We start from the raw sequence: 17,474 nt of genomic DNA on the forward strand, positions 1-17,474 counted from the left end.
TCTGCGAGGTCTCCGCGCCCCGGCAGCAACACCGCGATCCGGGCCCACGCCCGGCCGATTCCCCCGGCCATCACGCGACAGCCCCGGCTTCCCGCAGCTCGGCCAGCAGTACGTTGCGCCCGGCGAGCATCTCGGTCAGGATCCGCCGCGCGGCCTTCATCAGATCGGCGACGTCGCCGCCGGCCAGCTCGTAGACGACGGTCGAGCCCTCGCGGGTGGAGGTGACGATCCCGGAGCGGCGCAGCACCGCCAGCTGCTGCGACAGCCCGGAGGGCTCGACCTCGATCTGAGCCAGCAGGTCCCGCACCGGCATCGGCCCGTCCTGCAGCAATTCCAGCACGCGTATCCGTACGGGATGGCCGAGCATCCGGAAGAACTCAGCCTTGGCCTGGTACAGCGGAACGGACACGACCCCTCGGACTCCCTGCAAGGCCCCGCGCACGGGGCGGACACGAATGGCTGTGCCCGTGACTACCTGCAGACACAGCCAAGCCAGCATCTAACCAATTGCGAAATTTTGCAATTCCGCATCCGGCTGCGCCCAGGACGACTCATCGACGGAGGGGGTCCCTCGCCGGGCTCAGGCCTTCTTGACCACGCTCGACTTGAGCTGCATCGCGCCGAAGCCGTCGACCTTGCAGTCGATGTCGTGACCGTCGACCCCGTCGACCAGCCGGATGTTGCGCACCTTGGTCCCGGCCTTGATCCCCGACGGGCTGCCCTTCACCTTGAGCGCCTTCACGACCACCACGGAGTCGCCGTCCGCCAGCACATTGCCGACGGCGTCCCTGATCACACGCTCCCCGGCGGCCTCGCCGCCCTCGGCACCGGCCTCGGCGGGAACCCATTCGTGGCCGCACTCGGGGCACACCACCAGGGCGTTCATCTCGTAGGTGTACTCACAGGAGCACTTCGGACAGGGCGGAAGATTCTCGTTCATCCCGCCAGACTATCCGGCACCGTTTCCCGAACCGTCCCTCGACCGACCTGCCGATATGAGCACATCCCGTCGGGTCCGAGCAGATGCTCGACGTACCGTGCCGTGTGCGGACAGGGCCGCCTCGACGAGTTCGATGTTCATCCGGCCGAGGCGGTCTTTGTGCTCGACTGCGACCGTGGTGACCGCGGGGTCGGCCAGCAGCCGCTTCGCTTTCGAGCGGGCCCCGTTCCTTACGGAGCCGATCTCCGCCTCCACACGCACGACACGGTGACCGGCCCTCGCCGCCCACCCTTTTGGTGGAGGAAAGCTTGGCATGACCAGCAGGCCGTTCGCCAAGGGGTATTCCGTTAACTGCCTTGCGCGGAGCGGCATTTCATGGCCTCTCCCAGGCACCGATACGGTCCGATTCATGGAGTGGAATTTTCTGACGGCCGAAAAGCTCATGGCTGCCCTGCGTGCCGGTGAAGTGACCTCGGTGGAGCTGACCGACGAGGCGATCGCCCGTATTGAGCGGGACGACAAGGCGGTCAACGCGATCTGTGTGCCGGACTTCGACCGTGCGCGGGCCGCCGCGCGCGACGCCGACCAGGCCCGCGCCCGGGGCGAGGACCGGCCGCTGCTCGGCATTCCGGTGACGGTCAAGGAGTCCTACGACATCGCCGGACTGCCTACGACCTGGGGCATACCGCCGCACCGGGACTACATGCCGGCCGAGGACGCGGTGCAGGTGTCGCGGCTCAAGGCCGCAGGCGCGGTGGTGCTCGGCAAGACCAATGTGCCCTTGCGACTGCAGGATGTGCAGAGCTTCAACGAGATCTACGGCACCACCAACAACCCGTGGGATCACGGCCGTACGCCGGGTGGGTCCTCCGGCGGATCAGCGGCGGCCCTGGCGTGCGGATTCGGCGCGCTGTCCATCGGCTCCGACATCGGCGGTTCGCTGCGCACCCCCGCACACTTCTGCGGTGTCTACGCGCACAAGCCGACACTGGGGCTGGCGGCGACCCGGGGCATGGTCCCGCCGCCCGGGCCGGCGCTGCCGGTCGACCAGGACCTCGCCGTCGTCGGTCCGATGGCTCGCAGTGCCCGCGACCTCACGCTTCTGCTCGACGTGATGGCCGGCCCGGACCCGCTGACGCAGGGTGTGGCGTATGGCCTGAGGCTGCCGCCCGCGCGCCACGAGCGGCTCCGCGACTTCCGGGTCCTGGTCCTGGAGGAGCATCCGTTCATCCCGTCCGGGTCCGCCGTGCGGGCGGGCGTCAACCGGGTGGCCGACGCGCTTGCCGACGGCGGTGCCCGCGTCGAACGGCACAGTCCGCTGCTGCCCGATCTGGCCGAAGCCGCGGTGGTCTACATGCAGTTGTGGTTCTCGGGTGCCGCCGCACGTTTTCCCGACGAGGTGTACGAGCAGCTGCGAGCCGTTGTCGCCGGGCTGAGCGCGGACGACCGGAGTCTCCATGCGGAGCGGCTGCGGGGCATGGTGTTCAGCCACCGGGACTGGGTGAAGGCGGACAGCCGTCGCGAACTCCACCGGCACGGCTGGCGGCGGCTCTTCGCGGAGTTCGACGCCGTGGTGTGTCCCATCACGCCCACTCCCGCCTTCCCGCACGACCATAACCCCGATCTGATGGGTCGCCGGCTCACCATCGACGGCGTCGAGTATCCGTACTTGGACCAGCTCGTCTGGGCCGGTCTGGCCACCATGCCCGGGCTGCCCGCCACCGCCGTACCCGCGGGCCGGTCCCCCGAGGGTCTGCCGGTGGGCGTGCAGCTCGTCGGTCCGATGTTCGAGGACCGCACCCCGCTGCGGATGGCCGAGCTGCTCGAACCGAAGCTCGGCGGCTTCCAGGCGCCGGGGTACTCCGAAGGCTCGTAGTCGTGGAGCGCGACGCCTGACGCCCCCGGTGGGGGCGTCAGGCGAGGCCGAACCAGCCGAGCACTGTCTGGACCAGAAGGATGGTGGACATGCCGCCGACTCCGACGACCACGGCGGTGGCCGCGATGCGGTAGCGGGGGCCGTTGGCGGCAGGGCCGAGGACGGAGCGGCGGTTGGTCAGCACCAGCAGGTACACCAGGACGACGGGGCTGATCAGGCCCTGCAGGACCTGGGTGCCGATGAGGAGTTGGATGACGTCCACCGGTGTCATGGCGACCGTGGCGCCGAGCACGATCTGGGCGGTGAACAGGCCCAGGAAGAGCGGGGCGTCGCGGAAGCTGCGGGAGACGGAGCGTTCCACACCGGCGGCCTCGCCTATGGCGTAGCTGGCGGAGAGGGGGACGACGGCTCCGGCCAGGGCGGAGGCGCCGATCAGGCCGACGGCGAAGAGGAGTTCCGCGTTCTGGCCGGCGACCGGTTTGAGGGCCTCGGCGGCCTGGGCGGCGGAGTTGAGCGGACCGGTGCCGCCGATGGCCGAGGCGGTGGCGATGATGATGGTCAGGCTGATGACGCAGGCGAAGACGGCGCCGAGGATGGCGTCGGCGCGGATGAGGGGGTAGTCGGCGGGCTTGGCACCCCGGTCGACGACACCTGCGGCGGCGTAGAACTGCATGTACGGGCTGACCGTCGTGCCGATCAGCGCGACCGCCAGGAGGATGAAGTCCTTGTTCGGCTCGACGTGCGGGACCACCAGGTGGTGGCCTACGGCGCCCCAGTCGGGGTGGCCGAGGATCATCGCGATCGGGTAGGCGAAGAACGCCAGCGACATGATCAGGAAGATGCGTTCGGCCCAGTGGTAGGACCCGAACAGGACCAGGGCCCAGAGGAGGATCGCGGCGGGCGGGATGACCGCCCATTTCGGGACGCCGAGGAGTTCGAACGCGGCGCCGATGCCCGCGAACTCACTCACCACCAGACCGGTGTTGGCCAGCAGCAGGCAGAACACGGCCAGTGCGCTCAGGCGGAGGCTGAACTGCTCGCGGATCAGGGCACCGAGGCCTTTGCCGGTGTGGGCGCCGAGGCGGACGGCCATCTCCTGCACCATGACCAGGGCGATGGTGACCAGCACCATGAAGAACAAGGTGCCGTAGGTGAATTGGGCGCCCGCCGAGGCATAGGTGGCGATGCCGGCGGCGTCGTTGCCGGCGTTCGCGGCGACCAGGCCGGGGCCGGCGATCGCCGCGACCACGGTGATGCGGCGCCAGCCGGTGCGGCGTGCGGGGGCTTCCGGGGTGACGGGGGTGGTGTCGAGGTCGCGGGTCACTGCAGGAACCTCCGGAAGTGCAGGCGCCCGCGTTCGGGCAGCAGGGCGTCGAGCAGGTCGTCGGCCAGGATCCGGCCGAGCGGGCGGTCGCCGTCGTCGACCACCAGGAGGGAGGAGGCGCGGGCCGCGACCAACTGGTCGGCGGCGTCGGCCAGCGGAGTGTCCGCGTGGACGGTGACGGGCGGGCCGAACTGGGCCCGCCAGGTCACCAGGTCGGCCACCGGGGCCGTGTCCTCGGCCACGGCCAGGTCGAAGAGGGGGATGTCGCACAGGACCCGGCCCTCGTCGTCGACGACGGCGACGGCGTCGATCTCGGTGCGGTGCTCGACCTGTTCGGCCAGCCGTGCCCGCAGGTCGGCGACGGTCGCGTCGCGCCGGGCGGTGACCAGGAGGGTGGTCATGGCGCCGCCGGCCGTGCCCTCGCGGTGGGTCAGCAGCCGCCGCAGCTCGGCCGCCTCCCTCTTGGGCATACGGGTCAGCAGCGCCTCGCGCTCCTCGCCGGTGAGGTCGCGCAGGGCGTCGGTGGCCTCGTCCGGCTCCATCTCGTCCACCAGCCGGGCGGCGTGCTCCGGCTTGGCCTCGCGCAGCAGGTTCTCCAGTTCGGCCGGTTCCATCTCCTCCAGTGCGTCGGCGGCCTGCTCCGGTTCCAGCCAGCCGAGCAGCTGCTGGCGTTCGGCGCGGCCGAGGTCTTCGAGGATGTCGGCCAGATCGGCCGGGCGCAGCCGGTGCAGTGCGGTCCTGGAGGCGCGCAGCCGCACCTCGGGCGGCCCTTCGGTGGCCTGTTCGGCGAAGGGGGCCACCGCCTGCCAGTCCAGCACCCGCTCGGGGGTCGGCCTCGCCTGCCAGCGGCGGGGTCCTAGTCGGCGCAGCAGGGTGGGCAGGGAGACGTCCACCCCTACCAGTACGACCTGGTCGACCAGGGGCGCCAGGTACAGGTCGGCGGCGCGGGTGACCTGGACCCCGTCCACGTCGACCAGTTGGTGGTCGAGGACGTCCTTGGCCAGCAGCACCTCGCCCGGCCGGCGGGCGAAGTCTCGCAGGTCGACCCGCGCTGTACGCAGCCGTACGTGCCCCGCCTGGACCTTGCCGACGGCGTCGGCGGGCAGGAAGGTCCGCCGGCGGCCGATGCGCAGGATCAGCCCGGTGACGGGCGGGTACGGTTCGGGCCCGTACAGCCGGGCGACGACGTCGACGACGCGCCCGACCTCCTCGCCGGACTGGTTGGTGGCCGGGCCCCCGACGAGCCCGGCGAGCGACACCAGTGACGTACGGACCGCCTTGGACGCGGTGGCACGGCGTTCCAGAGTGACCCGCCGGTCGCGCAGACGGGCCGAGGTGGACATGAGCAGAGTGTGGGCAGCCAAGACGAACACCCCCTTGCCCCACGACGGCGGGGCACCGGGCCGCCCTGGGCAGCACGCCTCCCCCTGGACCTCGGCACACAGCACGACGACGGCACGCCGACGCTCGGTCCGGCGGAGCCGATGTGCGGCAGCACTCAGGGAAGGACGGGCTGTCCGGGGCCGCGGAAGGACAGCGTGGACAACACGGAGGAGGGCCGACTATGGCCCGGACTACTGTCCATCTCGCCTCCTCCCGGTCCCGGCCGCGCAACGGGCGTCGCAGCCATACGGCAAGGGGCAACCGGGAGCACTCGGCTCCGGCGCACCCCAACTCGTCAGAGCTTTGGCACTCCACGGCGTGATCCCCCGCCGACCAGGCGGGGGAAGCCACTTGGGGTCACCCCTTGGGCCGGGGAGACCTGTCCTGATCCGGAGCGTCTCTCGACGGGTGGGATCAGTGGCCTGTGTCCGTGAAGACGCCTCACCGAACGAGGTGTCTGGTCAAACCTCACACAGAATACGCCTGCCGCGACCCGGCTTCCCCGCCTATGACCGGCCCTTGACCATGCCTGTGAGCTATCGCAACCGGATCGAGTGAGACGAGCGGCGCCTCGAAGTGCCGGCTGATCCCGTCCGCCGCGTTCGGATCCCGCTGTCGGACGGTGCGCGGGAGCACTCGTGCTCGGTCTCTCGGATCACGTACGTCCCCCCGCCTCCCCGTGAAACCCTACACACCGTAGGGTGCAGGGTGCCCGTCGATTCGGCGCGGCGGCAGTGAGTCGACGACGGGGAATCCATGAAAGAGCCCGACACTCTGTCACCGGTGGGTGACACCGTCTTCGAGGAGATCCTGGACCAGGCCCTGGACTCGCCGGAACTCTCGGAAGCGATCGGCGGTGCCCTTACAGGGCCGACCCGTGGGCGACTTCGCGCCGAAGCCCTGAACGCGCGGGCAGCCATAGCCGGCGCCGCCGCCGTCGAGTACGACCGCTGTCTGCGGTTGCGGGCCTCCGCCGACGAGACCGACCACGGGCGACAGCGCGATGCCGACTCGACCGTTGCTGCACGCGAGGAAGGCGGCGAACTGCTGGCGAGGCTGGCCGTGCTGGTGCCGAGCCTCGGAGCCGTAGCCGCGGGTGTGTTCCTGCTGACCGGGTTCAGCCTGCATGCCCTGGACGCCCGGCCACACTTGGGCGACGGGCTCATCGCGGCGGGCGTGGTCGCCGCCGCAGTGGCGGCAGGGGCGACTCTGGGCGATCTGGCGTGGCTGCTGACGACGGCCCGCAACCGCGCACCCGCCGACCACTCGGAGCCGCCCGATCGGGACGCCGCGGTACGTCAGGCGCAGGAGGCCTGGCAACGGGCCCTGCTGGAGCGGGGGCTGCTCCCCTTCCTGCTCGGCCGACTGGATGCGACGAGCCCGCCCGATGCCGGGAACCCTGACCAGCAGGGGTGACCCATGCCGGGGGTGTCCCGGCCGCGCGGCACGACGGGCACGGCGGTGGCGTAGCTCCTTGAAGCAGTTCTCGATCGGTCAGCAGGCCCTCGCCGCTGCCCGCGTGGCGCGCTTCGGTCTAACGGGGCCCACGACTACTCCGACGACGACAGCGGGCACGGTCACCTCCGTCGACCTGGAGGGACAGCAGGGCAATGCCGTCTGGAAGGTCAGCATCGTCACCGACAAGGGTGTGGAGCACGAGGTCACCGTCGACGCCGGGTCCGGCAAGGCCATGGCTGTGCACACCGACCGCTCGGACGACGACCGTACTGACGACTGAGTCGCCGCCCCCGGTGTACCGGTGTGCGAGCGTAGGTCTACGCGCCGGTGAGCGCGCTGACGCCGGTCCGGGTGCCGAGGTAGACATGGTCGCCGGAGAGCACGGGCGAGGCGAAGTTCGGCAGGTGGCCCACCGCCAGGTGCTGACGGACCCGGCCGGTGTCCGGGTCGAGGGCGTACAGGGTGCCCGTCTCGAAGTCGGTGACCCAGACCGCGCCGCCGCCGATCACGGGCGAGCCCGCCCGTCGCAGCGCGATGCGCCACCCGGTGGTCATCGTGCCGTCCGCCCGGACCGTCAGCTGCAGCAGCCCGTGGGAGCACGGCACATAGACGGTGCCGCCGGTGAAAGCCGCCGCTCCGTACGCCGGGCAGGCGCGGGTCTGCGCGAGCTGCCCGCCGATTCCGCCGAGGTGGTCGGCGGCCAGCAAGTAGGCGGTGCCGCTCTTGCCGACCGTCAGGACGAAGCGGCCGATCCGCACCGGGGTGAGGGAACCCAGGTCGGCATCGGCCGCGTTGTCCCGCCCCCAGCCGGAGGGGGCGAAGTAGTCGGTACGGTGCAGATCGGAAGAAAGGGACAGAACTGAGTCCGTTCCGTCATAACTCCCGCCGGTGGACTCGCCGTTGCCGACCGGCACCAGAAGCCGTCCGCCGTCGACCACCGGTCCGCCCGGCGCCCAGATGCCGCCCATGCGGTGGGTGGGCACGGTGTACGAGGTGACGGGACCCGCGCCGGTGACCGCAACCGAGACCACGGAGCCCCGGTAGGACCCGCAGTCGCCGTACAGCCCGCCGTAGGCGATGTAGACCCGGCCGGCCAGCAGGGCGAGCGCGGCACGCTGCTGATGGGCCGATCGGTCGCCGGCCGGGGGCTCCACCTCGCGGTCCACCATCTCGTGGCCCGTGGCGAGGTCCAGTCCCACCAGGTGGTGGCGCCCGCCGGCGGTCTCGGCGACGGCGAGGACGAGCCCCGTGGAGGCGTCGTACACGGGCGTGCCGGTGATGCCCAGCGGGTCGATGTTTCCGCACTCCAGGCCCGATCGCGGTTGCGGTGTGCCCAGGTGGCGGCGCCACAGGACGCGGCCGGTGTCCGGGGCGAGTGCGTAGACGGTGTTGTTCTCGGTGGCGGCGACCACCTTGCCGCGCACCACGAGTGGCTGGCCGTACACCGCGCCGTCGAGCCTGGCCGTCCAGGCCGGCCGGAGCGTACCGAGCGCCGGTGTGTCAGGGGCGTACCCACTGCGCGGTCCGTCACGGTGGTACATCGGCCAGTCCGCCTGCCCGGCGGGTGCCGCCGACCGGCTCTGCGGGGGCAGGGAACGCGGTGCCGGTACGGGGCTGTCGTCGCCCGTCGAACACCCGGCGGCCAGCAGCCCGCCGCACAGCACCACCGCCGCGAGCCGCCGAGCCATCACCGTCGCCCCCTTCCGCCGCCGAGGAGACCAAGATGTGCCCCCTCTCCTCACACTGTGCCCGGCACACGCGTCCGCAGCGCCCGCCGATTCTCCGCGAGGGCGCCACAGGGCACCAACTCCCCTCGCGACTGGGGGCTTGGCCAAGAGAGCACCAAGGGACGGTCAAGGTGACGGACAGATCCACCGGCACAGACAACCTCGACCGGCAGCCTCACATCCTCAACTGCGCGAAGGTGAACGTGCCGGCCACCAGGGTCGGCCGTCTTCCGCCGTCACGGCCGCACCTCATCAGTCCTACAAGATGTAGGGTGCTCTCGCCCTACAAGGTTGTAGGGCGAGGTGGACGGCAAGCACGCGGGAAGAGACATGACCAAAGTACCGCGCACCGATCATGGTCGCCGGCCAGGGGGATTCGTTCGGCACCCTCAGGAGCTGCGTTCCGGGCGCGAGGCGCTTGCCGTGGACCTCGACCCTCAGCTCCCCGCCGGCCGATGCACCACCTTCGGGCAATCACCTCCGCCGCGGACGCCGCAGGTCTCCGGCTGGCGTTCGTTCGGACTACGCGGTAGAAGGGGTCGGGCACGCGACGGCCCTCGCCTGTCCCCCGTCCCCACCCGTACCGATCCCACAGCCCACTCCCCAAGGTGACCCCAGTCATGACCGCCCAGCAGCAGTCGGCCCTGATCCCCCGCCGGCGCTCCACCCCCGCACAACCGCCCGCTCCCTCCCGGCTGCGGGCGCGGGCAGCCGCATTCACCGTCTGGTATCTGCGGCTGATCGCCCTGCTCAACATCGCGGCGGTGGTGTCCGTGCCGTTCCGGCGCGAGGTCGACGAGCACAACACCGGCCGGATCTACGCCTCCCACACGGCTCACCGGTTCCACGCGCATCACGCGGGCGAGTACTTCACGCCGTACCTGGCCACCGCCGGCCTGGTCTCGGCCGCGCTCGCGATCTTCCTGTCGCTGGTGATGCGGCGCCGGAAGCGGGCCGCCTGGACGGTCAACATGGCCCTTGCCGGGCCGCTCTTCGCGCTGTACGTCGTAGCACTCACCCAGGACCCGTTCCGCAGGCACGTCTTCAACTGGGGGTCGGCCCTGCTCACCGGCCTGTTCGTGGCCGCGCTGCTGATCGGGCGCCGGGAGTTCGAGGCGGTCGGGGACCGGTCCAACCCGAAGCTGGCGCTCGCCTTCGGAGCGGGCGGCATCCTGGTCAGCGGCACCATCGGCACGCTGCTGGTCGGCGCGACCAACAAACTCCACGGTGCCACGCTGTTCGACAAGGTCGCGTACACGCTGCTGCGGGGCATCAGCGTCGGCCCGCTCGCCGACCGCGTGCATGCCGTGCAGGCGCCCCGCTGGGTGGACGTCATCGTCAACATCATGGTCGCCGCGACCTTCTGCCTCGTCCTGTACGTCTGCTTCCGCTCGCCCCGCGGCCGGGACCTGCTGGGCCCGGAGGACGAGGAGCGGCTGCGCGCGCTGCTCGACCGGCACGGCGAGCGCGACTCCCTCGGCTACTTCGTGCTCCGCCGCGACAAGGCCGTCATCTGGTCGCCGACCGGCAAGGCCGCCGTCGCCTACCGCGTGATCGGCGGAGTCACCCTCGCCTCCGGCGACCCGATCGGCGACCCGGAGGCATGGCCCGGCGCCATCGACGCCTGGCTCGCCGAGGCCCGCCGCCACGCCTGGACGCCCGCCGTGATGGGCGCGAGCGAGGAGGCCGGCACGATCTACGCCCGGCACGGCCTGGACGCCCTCGAACTCGGCGACGAGGCCATCGTGGACCTCGCCGACTTCACCCTCGACGGCCGTGCCATGCGCGTCGTACGTCAGGCGCACAACCGGGTGCGGCGGGCCGGGTACACCGTGCGTATGCGCCGCCACGCCGACATCCCCGAGGCCGAGATGGCCACGCTGGTCGAACGCGCCGACCAGTGGCGCGACGGCGCCACCGAGCGCGGCTTCTCCATGGCGCTCGGCCGGCTCGGCGACCCGGGCGACGGAAGCTGCGTGATGCTGGAGTGCCACGACGCCGAAGGCGAGTTGCGGGCGCTGCTGAGCTTCGTGCCCTGGGGCGAGCACGGGCTGTCCCTCGACCTCATGCGCCGCGACCGGGACGGCGAGAACGGCCTGATGGAGTTCATGGTCGTCGAGCTGCTGCTGCGCGCAAAGGAGTTGGATGTACGACGGGTGTCGCTGAACTTCGCCATGTTCCGTTCCGTCTTCGAGCGCGGCGCACGCCTCGGCGCCGGACCGGTGCTACGGCTGTGGCGCTCCATCCTCACCTTCTTCTCCCGCTGGTGGCAGATCGAGTCCCTCTACCGCGCCAACGCCAAGTACCGGCCGGTCTGGGAGCCCCGCTTCCTGCTGTTCGAGAAGTCCGCGGACCTTCCGCGCATCGGCATCGCCAGCGCCTGCGCGGAGGGCTTCCTCACCCCGCCACGCCTGCCCCAGCTCCGGAGGAACCAGCCCGCTCAAGAGGTTTCGTCAGCAGGCTGACCCAGCGGGAGGGGCAGGCACTGCGTGACCTCCTCTGCAAGCAGCCATGAGGGCGTGAGCGGCCGGCGCGGGCCGCCCACGCCCTCGATGCGGCCGGTGTGATCACCGCGGCCGCCACCGGCCCACCCGGCACCCCCCGGCCATGCCAACTACCGGGCACCCGGCGCCCGTTCGGCGCGCCGGAAAACCCTGCGCGCGGCGCGGCCGTCCGGCATACGCTGACGCCCGCTGTCTGCCGAGGAGGATGCATGGGGATCCGAAGCCTGACCCGTAGCGAAGCCGAGCGCCGGGCCGCGCTGTTGACCGTCGAGCGGTACGACGTGGACGTCGACCTCACGGCGCTGCCCGACGGACCCGAGGTGCGGTGTGTGTCCACCGTGACCTTCAGCTGTCACGAGCCGGGCGCCGAGACCTTCGTGGACTGCGCGGCAGAGGTCGTCGGCGCCACCCTGAACGGCACCGCGCTCACCCCCGGCGGTGACGGCCGGATCCCCCTGCCCGCCCTGGCCGGGCACAACGTGCTGCGTGTGGAGAGCGTCCAGGCCGACACGGCCGCGGGCGGGGGCGTGCACAAGGCGACCGACCCCGCCGACGGCGAGGTCTATGTGTGGATGAGCTTCGAACCGGACGAGGCCCGGTTCGTCTGGGCGTGCTTCGACCAGCCCGATCTCAAGGCCCCGCACGCCTTCACCGTCACGGCCCCCGCCGCCTGGACCGTCACCAGCAACTCCGGCGAGGCACGCATCGAGGAGCTGGGGACGGCCCGCCGCTGGACCTTCCCGGACACGCCGCCGCTGTCCCCGTACAACACCGTCGTCAACGCGGGCCCCTTCCACGAGATCCGCCGCGAGGCCGACGGCCACGACCTGGGCCTGTACGCGCGCCGCTCGCTCGCCGGGGTTCTCGACCGTGACGCCGACGAGATCTTCACCCTCACCCGGCAGGGTCTCGCCTTCTACGGCGAGGCCTTCGCGATGCCGTTCCCGCAGCGCAGGTACGACCAGGTGTTCGTGCCCGAGTTCGGCGGGGCGATGGAGAACTACGGCTGCGTGACCTGGTCGGACGTGTTCCTGCGGAGGGCCGCGCCGACGCCCGCCGAGCGGGAGTTGCTCGCCAAGGTGCTGCTGCACGAGATGGCGCACATGTGGTTCGGCAACATCGTCACCATGCGGTGGTGGGACGACCTCTGGCTGAACGAGGCCTTCGCGGAGTTCGCCTGCCACTGGGCCGCCGAGCGCGCCACCCGGTACACGGACGCCTGGGCGGGGCACCTGGTGGGCGACAAGCTCAAGGCCTATCTTGCCGACCAGGGCCCGGTCTCCCACCCGATCCACCAGCCCATCCACGACGTCGCACAGGCCGCGTCGATCTTCGACAACATCACCTATCCCAAGGGCGCCTCGGTCCTGCAGCAGCTGATGACGTATGTCGGCGAAGAGAGCTTCCGGGCCGGTATGGCCGCCTACTTCGCCCGCCACGCCTGGGACAACACCACGCTCCAGGACCTGATCGACTCCCTCGGCAAGGCGAGCGGGCGAGACCTGGACGGCTGGCGCACCGCCTGGCTGGCGACGTCCGGCACCGACCGCTTCCGGCTGGAGCGCGAGGGCGAGAGCGTCACCCTGGTGGCCGCCGGCACCCCACGCCCGCAGGTTCTGGCGGTGGGCGCGTACGCCCGGAACGGACAGGCGCTGCAACGTACGGCGCTGGTGCGCGTCGAGGTGACACAGCCCCGTACCCCGGTCGCCGGCCTGCCTCCAGCGGCGGACGTCCTGCTGATCAACGACGACGACCTGACCTTCGCCACCGCCCGCCCGGACCCCACGACCCGGGACACCCTCCTCCGTTCGGCCGCGGACCTGCCCACGGCCATCTCCCGGGGCGTGGCCGCCGCCACCGTGTGGGACATGTTGACCACCGGCGAGGCCACGGCCGTGGAAGCCGGGCAGTGCCTCACCGCGGTCCTCGCGGCCGAGACGTCGGACGCCGTGATCGAGCCGTATCTGACACTCGCCGCGAACATCGCCGAGCTGTGGGCGCCGCCCGGCGATCGCGCGGAGCTGACGGCGGCGGTGGCCAGGATCTGTCGGGACCTCGCCGCGGACCCCGGCCGCCGCCAGGTCGCCCTGCGCGGCCTGGCCCGTACCGCCACGACCGACGAGGACCTCGCCCGGCTGCGCGAACAGGCGGGCGACGACGTCGACCTGCACTGGCGCGCGCTGGTCCGCGCGGCCGAACTGGGCGGGGACGTCTCGTCCGAGGCCGCCCTCCTGCTGGAACGCGACCCGGACCCCGACGCCTGGATCCGCGCCCTCACCGTACGGGCCGCCGTGCCCGACGCCGCCGCCAAGGCAGAGGTCTGGCAGAAGCTCGTCGTCGACCGCGCCGTCCCCATCTCCGCGGTCGGCCAGGTGGCGGCGGCCTTCTGGCGTCCCGCCCAGGACGACCTGCTGCGCCCATACACGCAGCGCTACCTGGAGGCGATCCCCCATCTGCACCAGGGGGGAATGATCCCGGCGATGATGTTCACCAGTTACCTGTTCCCGCCCCACGGCATCGACTCCGGCTACGTCGAAACCGCCCAGCGGATCTCCGAAGAGGCAGCCCCGGTGGTCCGCAACACACTCCTCGAACGCTCGGACACGGTCCGCCGCATGCTCCACTCGCGTTCCCTCAGGCCCTGACCGTTCCTGCGGGACGCCCGACCGTCCAGGCCCGGCCGCGTCTGCCTGCGGCCGCGCCTGCGCGGGCGGTCAGCCCGTGCCGGCACAGGAAGCGGTCAGTCGTCGGCCCGGTGAGCGGCCGCGAACTCCCGCAGTTTGTCCACGGGGGCGTTGAACTTGTCGTGGTCGCCGACGGTCGGCCCGGACGACGTGTACTGCCACATCGTGTACGTCGACCAGCCCGCCGGAAGCTCGCCCACCGTCGACGCGTACCGGGCGACCCACAGGGGGTTGGTGGAGCCGAAGCCCTTGTAGCCGCCCGTGCAGTTGTTCCACCAGTTCGTGGCCGTGTAGATCACGGCGGTGCGACCGGTGCGGGCCTTGTAGCGGTTCAGGAAGGCACGGATCCAGGCCACCATGCCGCTCTTGGTCTTGCCGTAACAGGGGTCACCGTAGGGGTTCCACTCGATGTCGAGGGCACCGGGCAGTGTCCGGCCGTCGGCGGACCAGCGCCCGCCGTGGTCGACGAAGTAGTCGGCCTGCGCGGCGCCGCTGCCGGAGTCCGGCGTGGCGAAGTGGTACGCCCCGCGCACCATGCCGACGCGATAGGCGCCGTCGTACTGCTGGGCGAAGTAGGGGTTCTGGTAGGACGTCCCCTCGGTGGCCTTCGTGTAGGACCATCGGGTGCCGCTGCTCCACAAGGCGGACCAGGCGACGTCGCCCTGGTAGCTGGAGACGTCGACGCCTTCGGTCTGGCCGGACTGCAGGGGCGGGGGGTCGGGATCGGGGTCGTGGTGGGCGCCCATCCCTTCGTACTTTCCGACGCCCATTCCCATATAGGCGCCGCCGCGCACCGGCGGATCGGGCCAGGGTCCGGCCGCCGAGTACGCGGGCGGCATGGCGGGCAGGGTGAGGAGGAGGCCGGTCAGGGCAGCGATGAGACGCCAGCGCGAGCGGCCGTGCTGAGGACGGAAGCAGCTTGGCACGCAACCCATCTGACCCCGGGGCGCGCCGCACCGCACGCCATGTACCGCCCAATGAAGGCATTCCGGGGTCGGAGTACTCCAATGGGTGTGCCTCGTGGTTGCGTGTGCGGCGATGGTGTCGTTGGCGTTTTCCGTCGGTTCGTACGCCGGCCGCGGGCCCGTGCAGGAGGAGGTGCTGGTGGGTGGAGCTGTTGACGAGGGGACGTCCCGGAGGGCTGTTCGTCGGCTTGTGCACGCTGGACGTCATTCAGCTCGTGGACCATGCGCCGGCTTCGAACGAGAAGCTGACGGCTCGTGAGCAGGTCGTCGCGGCAGGCGGTCCGGCGGCGAACGCGGCCGCCGCCTTCAGCCACCTGGGGGGCACGGCCCGGCTGCTCACCGCGATCGGTTCCCATCCGCTGGGGCTCGGGATCAAGGAGGACCTCGGCCGCCTGGGGGTGGCCGTGTCGGACCTGGCGGCCGAGTCGGCCGAGCCGCCGGCCGTGTCGTCCATCCTGGTGACTGCGTCCAGCGGGGAACGCGCCGTCGCCTCGACCAACGCGAAAAGCCACCGGCTCACCCCGCCCGACGATCTCGACATGCTGGTGGCCGCCTGTGACATCGCGGAGTTCGACGGCCATCACATGGACCTGGCCGTGGCCGCCGCCCGGCTCGCGCGCACCGCCGGCCGTCCGACCGTCCTGGACGGGGGCAGTTGGAAGGACGGCACGCAGGACCTGCTGCCTTTCATCGACGTGGCCGTCTGCTCGGCAGACTTCCGCCCGCCCGGCGCGAGCACTCCGGCGGACACGCTGCGGTTTCTGCGGGAGCACGGGGTCGCATGGTCGGCGGTCAGCCGGGGAGGAAGGCCCCTCCTGTGGGCCGGCCCCCACAGCAGTGGGACGGTGGACGTGCCCGCGGTCCGTGTGGCGGACACGCTGGGAGCGGGTGACGTGCTGCACGGGGCGCTCGCTCATCACCTCGCCGTCCAGGGACCTCTGACGTCGGAGGGCTTCGTGCAGGCACTGCGGGGTGCGGCCGCGGTGGCCTCGCGGGCGTGTGCGTCGTTCGGCACACGTGCCTGGATGCAAGGAGGTTGAGGCCCAACCGGCTGCGGGTCGACTCTACCCAGCTGTGGTTGAAAATTCAAACGCAGATCGGCCCATTCATCGCATGGATGAACCGGATACGGGATTCGGATAACGCCAAGGATGGCGGACAGGCACGGACGCACCCATAGTCGTCCCTACCCGCACGCCGCTGTCCGGACCAGCCGCAGTCGTGCGGCCGTCCCCTGCATGCCGTGCGCCGATGGCGCCCCTGACAGGCATGCCCGCTTCCGTACACCCTGTCTGGAGTCGCCATGCCCGGTTCCGTCCCGCCGCCGTCCGCCACCGCGGTCGACGACGCCCCCTCGTCGCCCGTAACCGTCTCGGGCCCGGCCCATCTGCTGCGCGTGGGCGTGCTGATGGCGGGCAGTTGTCTGCCGATTCTCGGGGCGGTGCTCATCGCGCCGGTGCTGCCGAAGATGCAGGACCACTTCGGATCCGTTCCGGGTGCCAAGGCGCTGGTGCCACTCGCGCTGACCGTTCCCGCGCTGGCGCTGGCCCTGCTGGCCCCGTTCGCCGGCGTGATCGTGGACCGCCTCGGCCGCAGGCGGCTGCTGATCGTGGCGACGCTGCTGTACGCCCTGTTCGGCACCGCCCCGCTCTGGCTGGACTCGCTCGGCGCCATCATCGCCAGCCGCGCCCTCGTCGGTGTCACCGAGGCCGCGATCATGACGTGCTGCACCACGCTGATCGGCGACTACTACTCGGGGCAGCGGCGCGTGAAGTACCTCGCCCTGCAGACCATGTGCGCCTCCGCCTCGGCCACCGTGTTCTTCGTGCTCGGCGGCGCCGCCGGAGCGGCGGGCTGGCGGGTGCCTTTCTGGGTGTACGCCGTGAGCCTGGCGCTGGCCCCGTTGATGGTGACCGCCCTGCCCGACCCTGCTGCACGCCCCGCCGCCGTCGCGGTACCGGCCGCGGTGGAGGACCGACGGCCCTTCCCCTGGCGGGAGTTGAGGGGCATCTGCATCCTGACCTTCTTCGGGGCGATGGTCTTCTACACCGTCCCGGTGGAGATGTCGTACCTGCTCGACGACCTCGGGACGAAGAACTCCGGTGTGATCGGTCTGGCCACGGCGATCGCCAGTGCCGCGACCGTGGGCGGGGCGATCACCTTCGCCCGCCTCGGGCGCTCCCCGGACGCGATGCTGCCGGGCGTTCTCGCCGTCTGCGGGGTCGGCTTCGGGGTGATGTTCCTTGCGGGCAACGCGCCGCTGCTGGTCGCCGGAGCGGTGATCAACTGTCTCGGCACGGGCATGCTGCTGCCCGCCCTGCTCACCAGCGCCATGTCCCGGCTGGCCTTCGAGGACCGCGGCCGCGGCACAGGTCTGTGGACGGCTGCCTTCTTCGCCGGTGAGTTCGTCTGCCCCTTGGTGCTGCTCGCCGGGGAGTCGGCGGTCGGCAGCCTCGCAGGCGCCGTCGGCGTGCTGGGAGTGGCCGCCGCTCTCGTCGCCGCGGGTCTGCTGGCGGCCCGCCGCCGCGCGCCCGCCGCCGAGTCCCGCCCGCTGCCGGAGCAACTGGCCTGAGGTCACGCGCGCCGACGGGCACAGACGCGTCGCTCAGGGGC

General features: G+C 71.4%; 13 protein-coding genes and 1 riboswitch. Of the genes, 7 read left to right on the forward strand and 6 right to left on the reverse strand.

The genetic code is table 11. The features are described 5' to 3' along the window. Nucleotides 1-70: 70 nt before the first annotated feature. Both ACFY1U_RS30885 and ACFY1U_RS30890 read right to left on the reverse strand, forming a co-directional pair. The gene (locus tag ACFY1U_RS30885; RefSeq protein WP_390697413.1) at nt 71-409 is read right to left on the reverse strand and encodes an ArsR/SmtB family transcription factor; all 339 of its coding nucleotides are present in this window, start codon (nt 407-409) and stop codon (nt 71-73) included. A gap of 171 nt (nt 410-580) precedes the next feature. After that, nucleotides 581-940, reverse strand: a complete 360-nt coding sequence (locus tag ACFY1U_RS30890; protein ID WP_390697414.1) for a zinc ribbon domain-containing protein YjdM — start codon at nt 938-940, stop codon at nt 581-583. 409 nt (nt 941-1,349) lie between these two features. On the opposite strand from ACFY1U_RS30890, the gene ACFY1U_RS30895 reads away from it, so the two are divergent. Beyond that, the gene (locus ACFY1U_RS30895; RefSeq protein WP_390697415.1) at nt 1,350-2,816 is read left to right on the forward strand and encodes an amidase; all 1,467 of its coding nucleotides are present in this window, start codon (nt 1,350-1,352) and stop codon (nt 2,814-2,816) included. A 37-nt stretch (nt 2,817-2,853) separates the two neighbouring features. Here the strand turns inward: ACFY1U_RS30895 and ACFY1U_RS30900 are convergent, their stop codons facing one another. Beyond that, nucleotides 2,854-4,140 (reverse strand): NRAMP family divalent metal transporter, encoded by a 1,287-nt coding sequence (locus ACFY1U_RS30900; protein WP_390697416.1) that lies wholly within the window; start codon nt 4,138-4,140, stop codon nt 2,854-2,856. After that, on the reverse strand, nt 4,137-5,483 hold the full coding sequence (locus ACFY1U_RS30905) for a magnesium transporter MgtE N-terminal domain-containing protein (RefSeq protein WP_390697417.1): 1,347 nt from the start codon (nt 5,481-5,483) through the stop codon (nt 4,137-4,139). The genes ACFY1U_RS30900 and ACFY1U_RS30905 overlap by 4 nt, the downstream gene beginning before the upstream one ends. A 319-nt stretch (nt 5,484-5,802) precedes the next feature. After that, a riboswitch (M-box (ykoK) riboswitch) is annotated at nt 5,803-5,983 on the reverse strand. A 323-nt stretch (nt 5,984-6,306) separates the two neighbouring features. Here ACFY1U_RS30905 and ACFY1U_RS30910 point away from each other — a divergent pair. Then, the gene (locus ACFY1U_RS30910; protein ID WP_390697418.1) at nt 6,307-6,939 is read left to right on the forward strand and encodes a hypothetical protein; all 633 of its coding nucleotides are present in this window, start codon (nt 6,307-6,309) and stop codon (nt 6,937-6,939) included. A gap of 58 nt (nt 6,940-6,997) precedes the next feature. Beyond that, nucleotides 6,998-7,261 (forward strand): PepSY domain-containing protein, encoded by a 264-nt coding sequence (locus ACFY1U_RS30915; RefSeq protein ID WP_390697419.1) that lies wholly within the window; start codon nt 6,998-7,000, stop codon nt 7,259-7,261. Between the two features lie 37 nt (nt 7,262-7,298). Here the strand turns inward: ACFY1U_RS30915 and ACFY1U_RS30920 are convergent, their stop codons facing one another. Beyond that, nucleotides 7,299-8,669, reverse strand: coding sequence for a PQQ-binding-like beta-propeller repeat protein (locus ACFY1U_RS30920; RefSeq protein WP_390697420.1), 1,371 nt, complete (start codon nt 8,667-8,669; stop codon nt 7,299-7,301). A 659-nt stretch (nt 8,670-9,328) separates the two neighbouring features. On the opposite strand from ACFY1U_RS30920, the gene ACFY1U_RS30925 reads away from it, so the two are divergent. Together ACFY1U_RS30925 and pepN are read left to right on the forward strand one after the other, a co-directional pair. Continuing rightward, nucleotides 9,329-11,173 carry a phosphatidylglycerol lysyltransferase domain-containing protein gene (locus tag ACFY1U_RS30925; RefSeq protein ID WP_390697421.1) on the forward strand — a complete coding sequence of 615 codons (1,845 nt, stop codon included), beginning with the start codon at nt 9,329-9,331 and terminating at the stop codon, nt 11,171-11,173. A gap of 248 nt (nt 11,174-11,421) precedes the next feature. Then, complete coding sequence (pepN, locus tag ACFY1U_RS30930) at nt 11,422-13,857, forward strand: aminopeptidase N (protein ID WP_390697422.1); 2,436 nt, start codon at nt 11,422-11,424, stop codon at nt 13,855-13,857. 95 nt (nt 13,858-13,952) lie between these two features. On the opposite strand, the gene ACFY1U_RS30935 is transcribed toward pepN, so the two are convergent. Continuing rightward, nucleotides 13,953-14,831, reverse strand: a complete 879-nt coding sequence (locus ACFY1U_RS30935) for a lysozyme (protein WP_390697423.1) — start codon at nt 14,829-14,831, stop codon at nt 13,953-13,955. 182 nt (nt 14,832-15,013) lie between these two features. On the opposite strand from ACFY1U_RS30935, the gene ACFY1U_RS30940 reads away from it, so the two are divergent. Beyond that, entirely contained in the window at nt 15,014-15,901 is an 888-nt protein-coding gene (locus tag ACFY1U_RS30940) for a PfkB family carbohydrate kinase (RefSeq protein ID WP_390697763.1), read from the forward strand. Between the two features lie 263 nt (nt 15,902-16,164). After that, on the forward strand, nt 16,165-17,433 hold the full coding sequence (locus ACFY1U_RS30945) for an MFS transporter (protein WP_390697424.1): 1,269 nt from the start codon (nt 16,165-16,167) through the stop codon (nt 17,431-17,433). Nucleotides 17,434-17,474: the final 41 nt, after the last annotated feature.

The organism is Streptomyces sp. NPDC001351 (genome assembly GCF_042896045.1).
Taxonomy (GTDB): domain Bacteria; phylum Actinomycetota; class Actinomycetes; order Streptomycetales; family Streptomycetaceae; genus Streptomyces.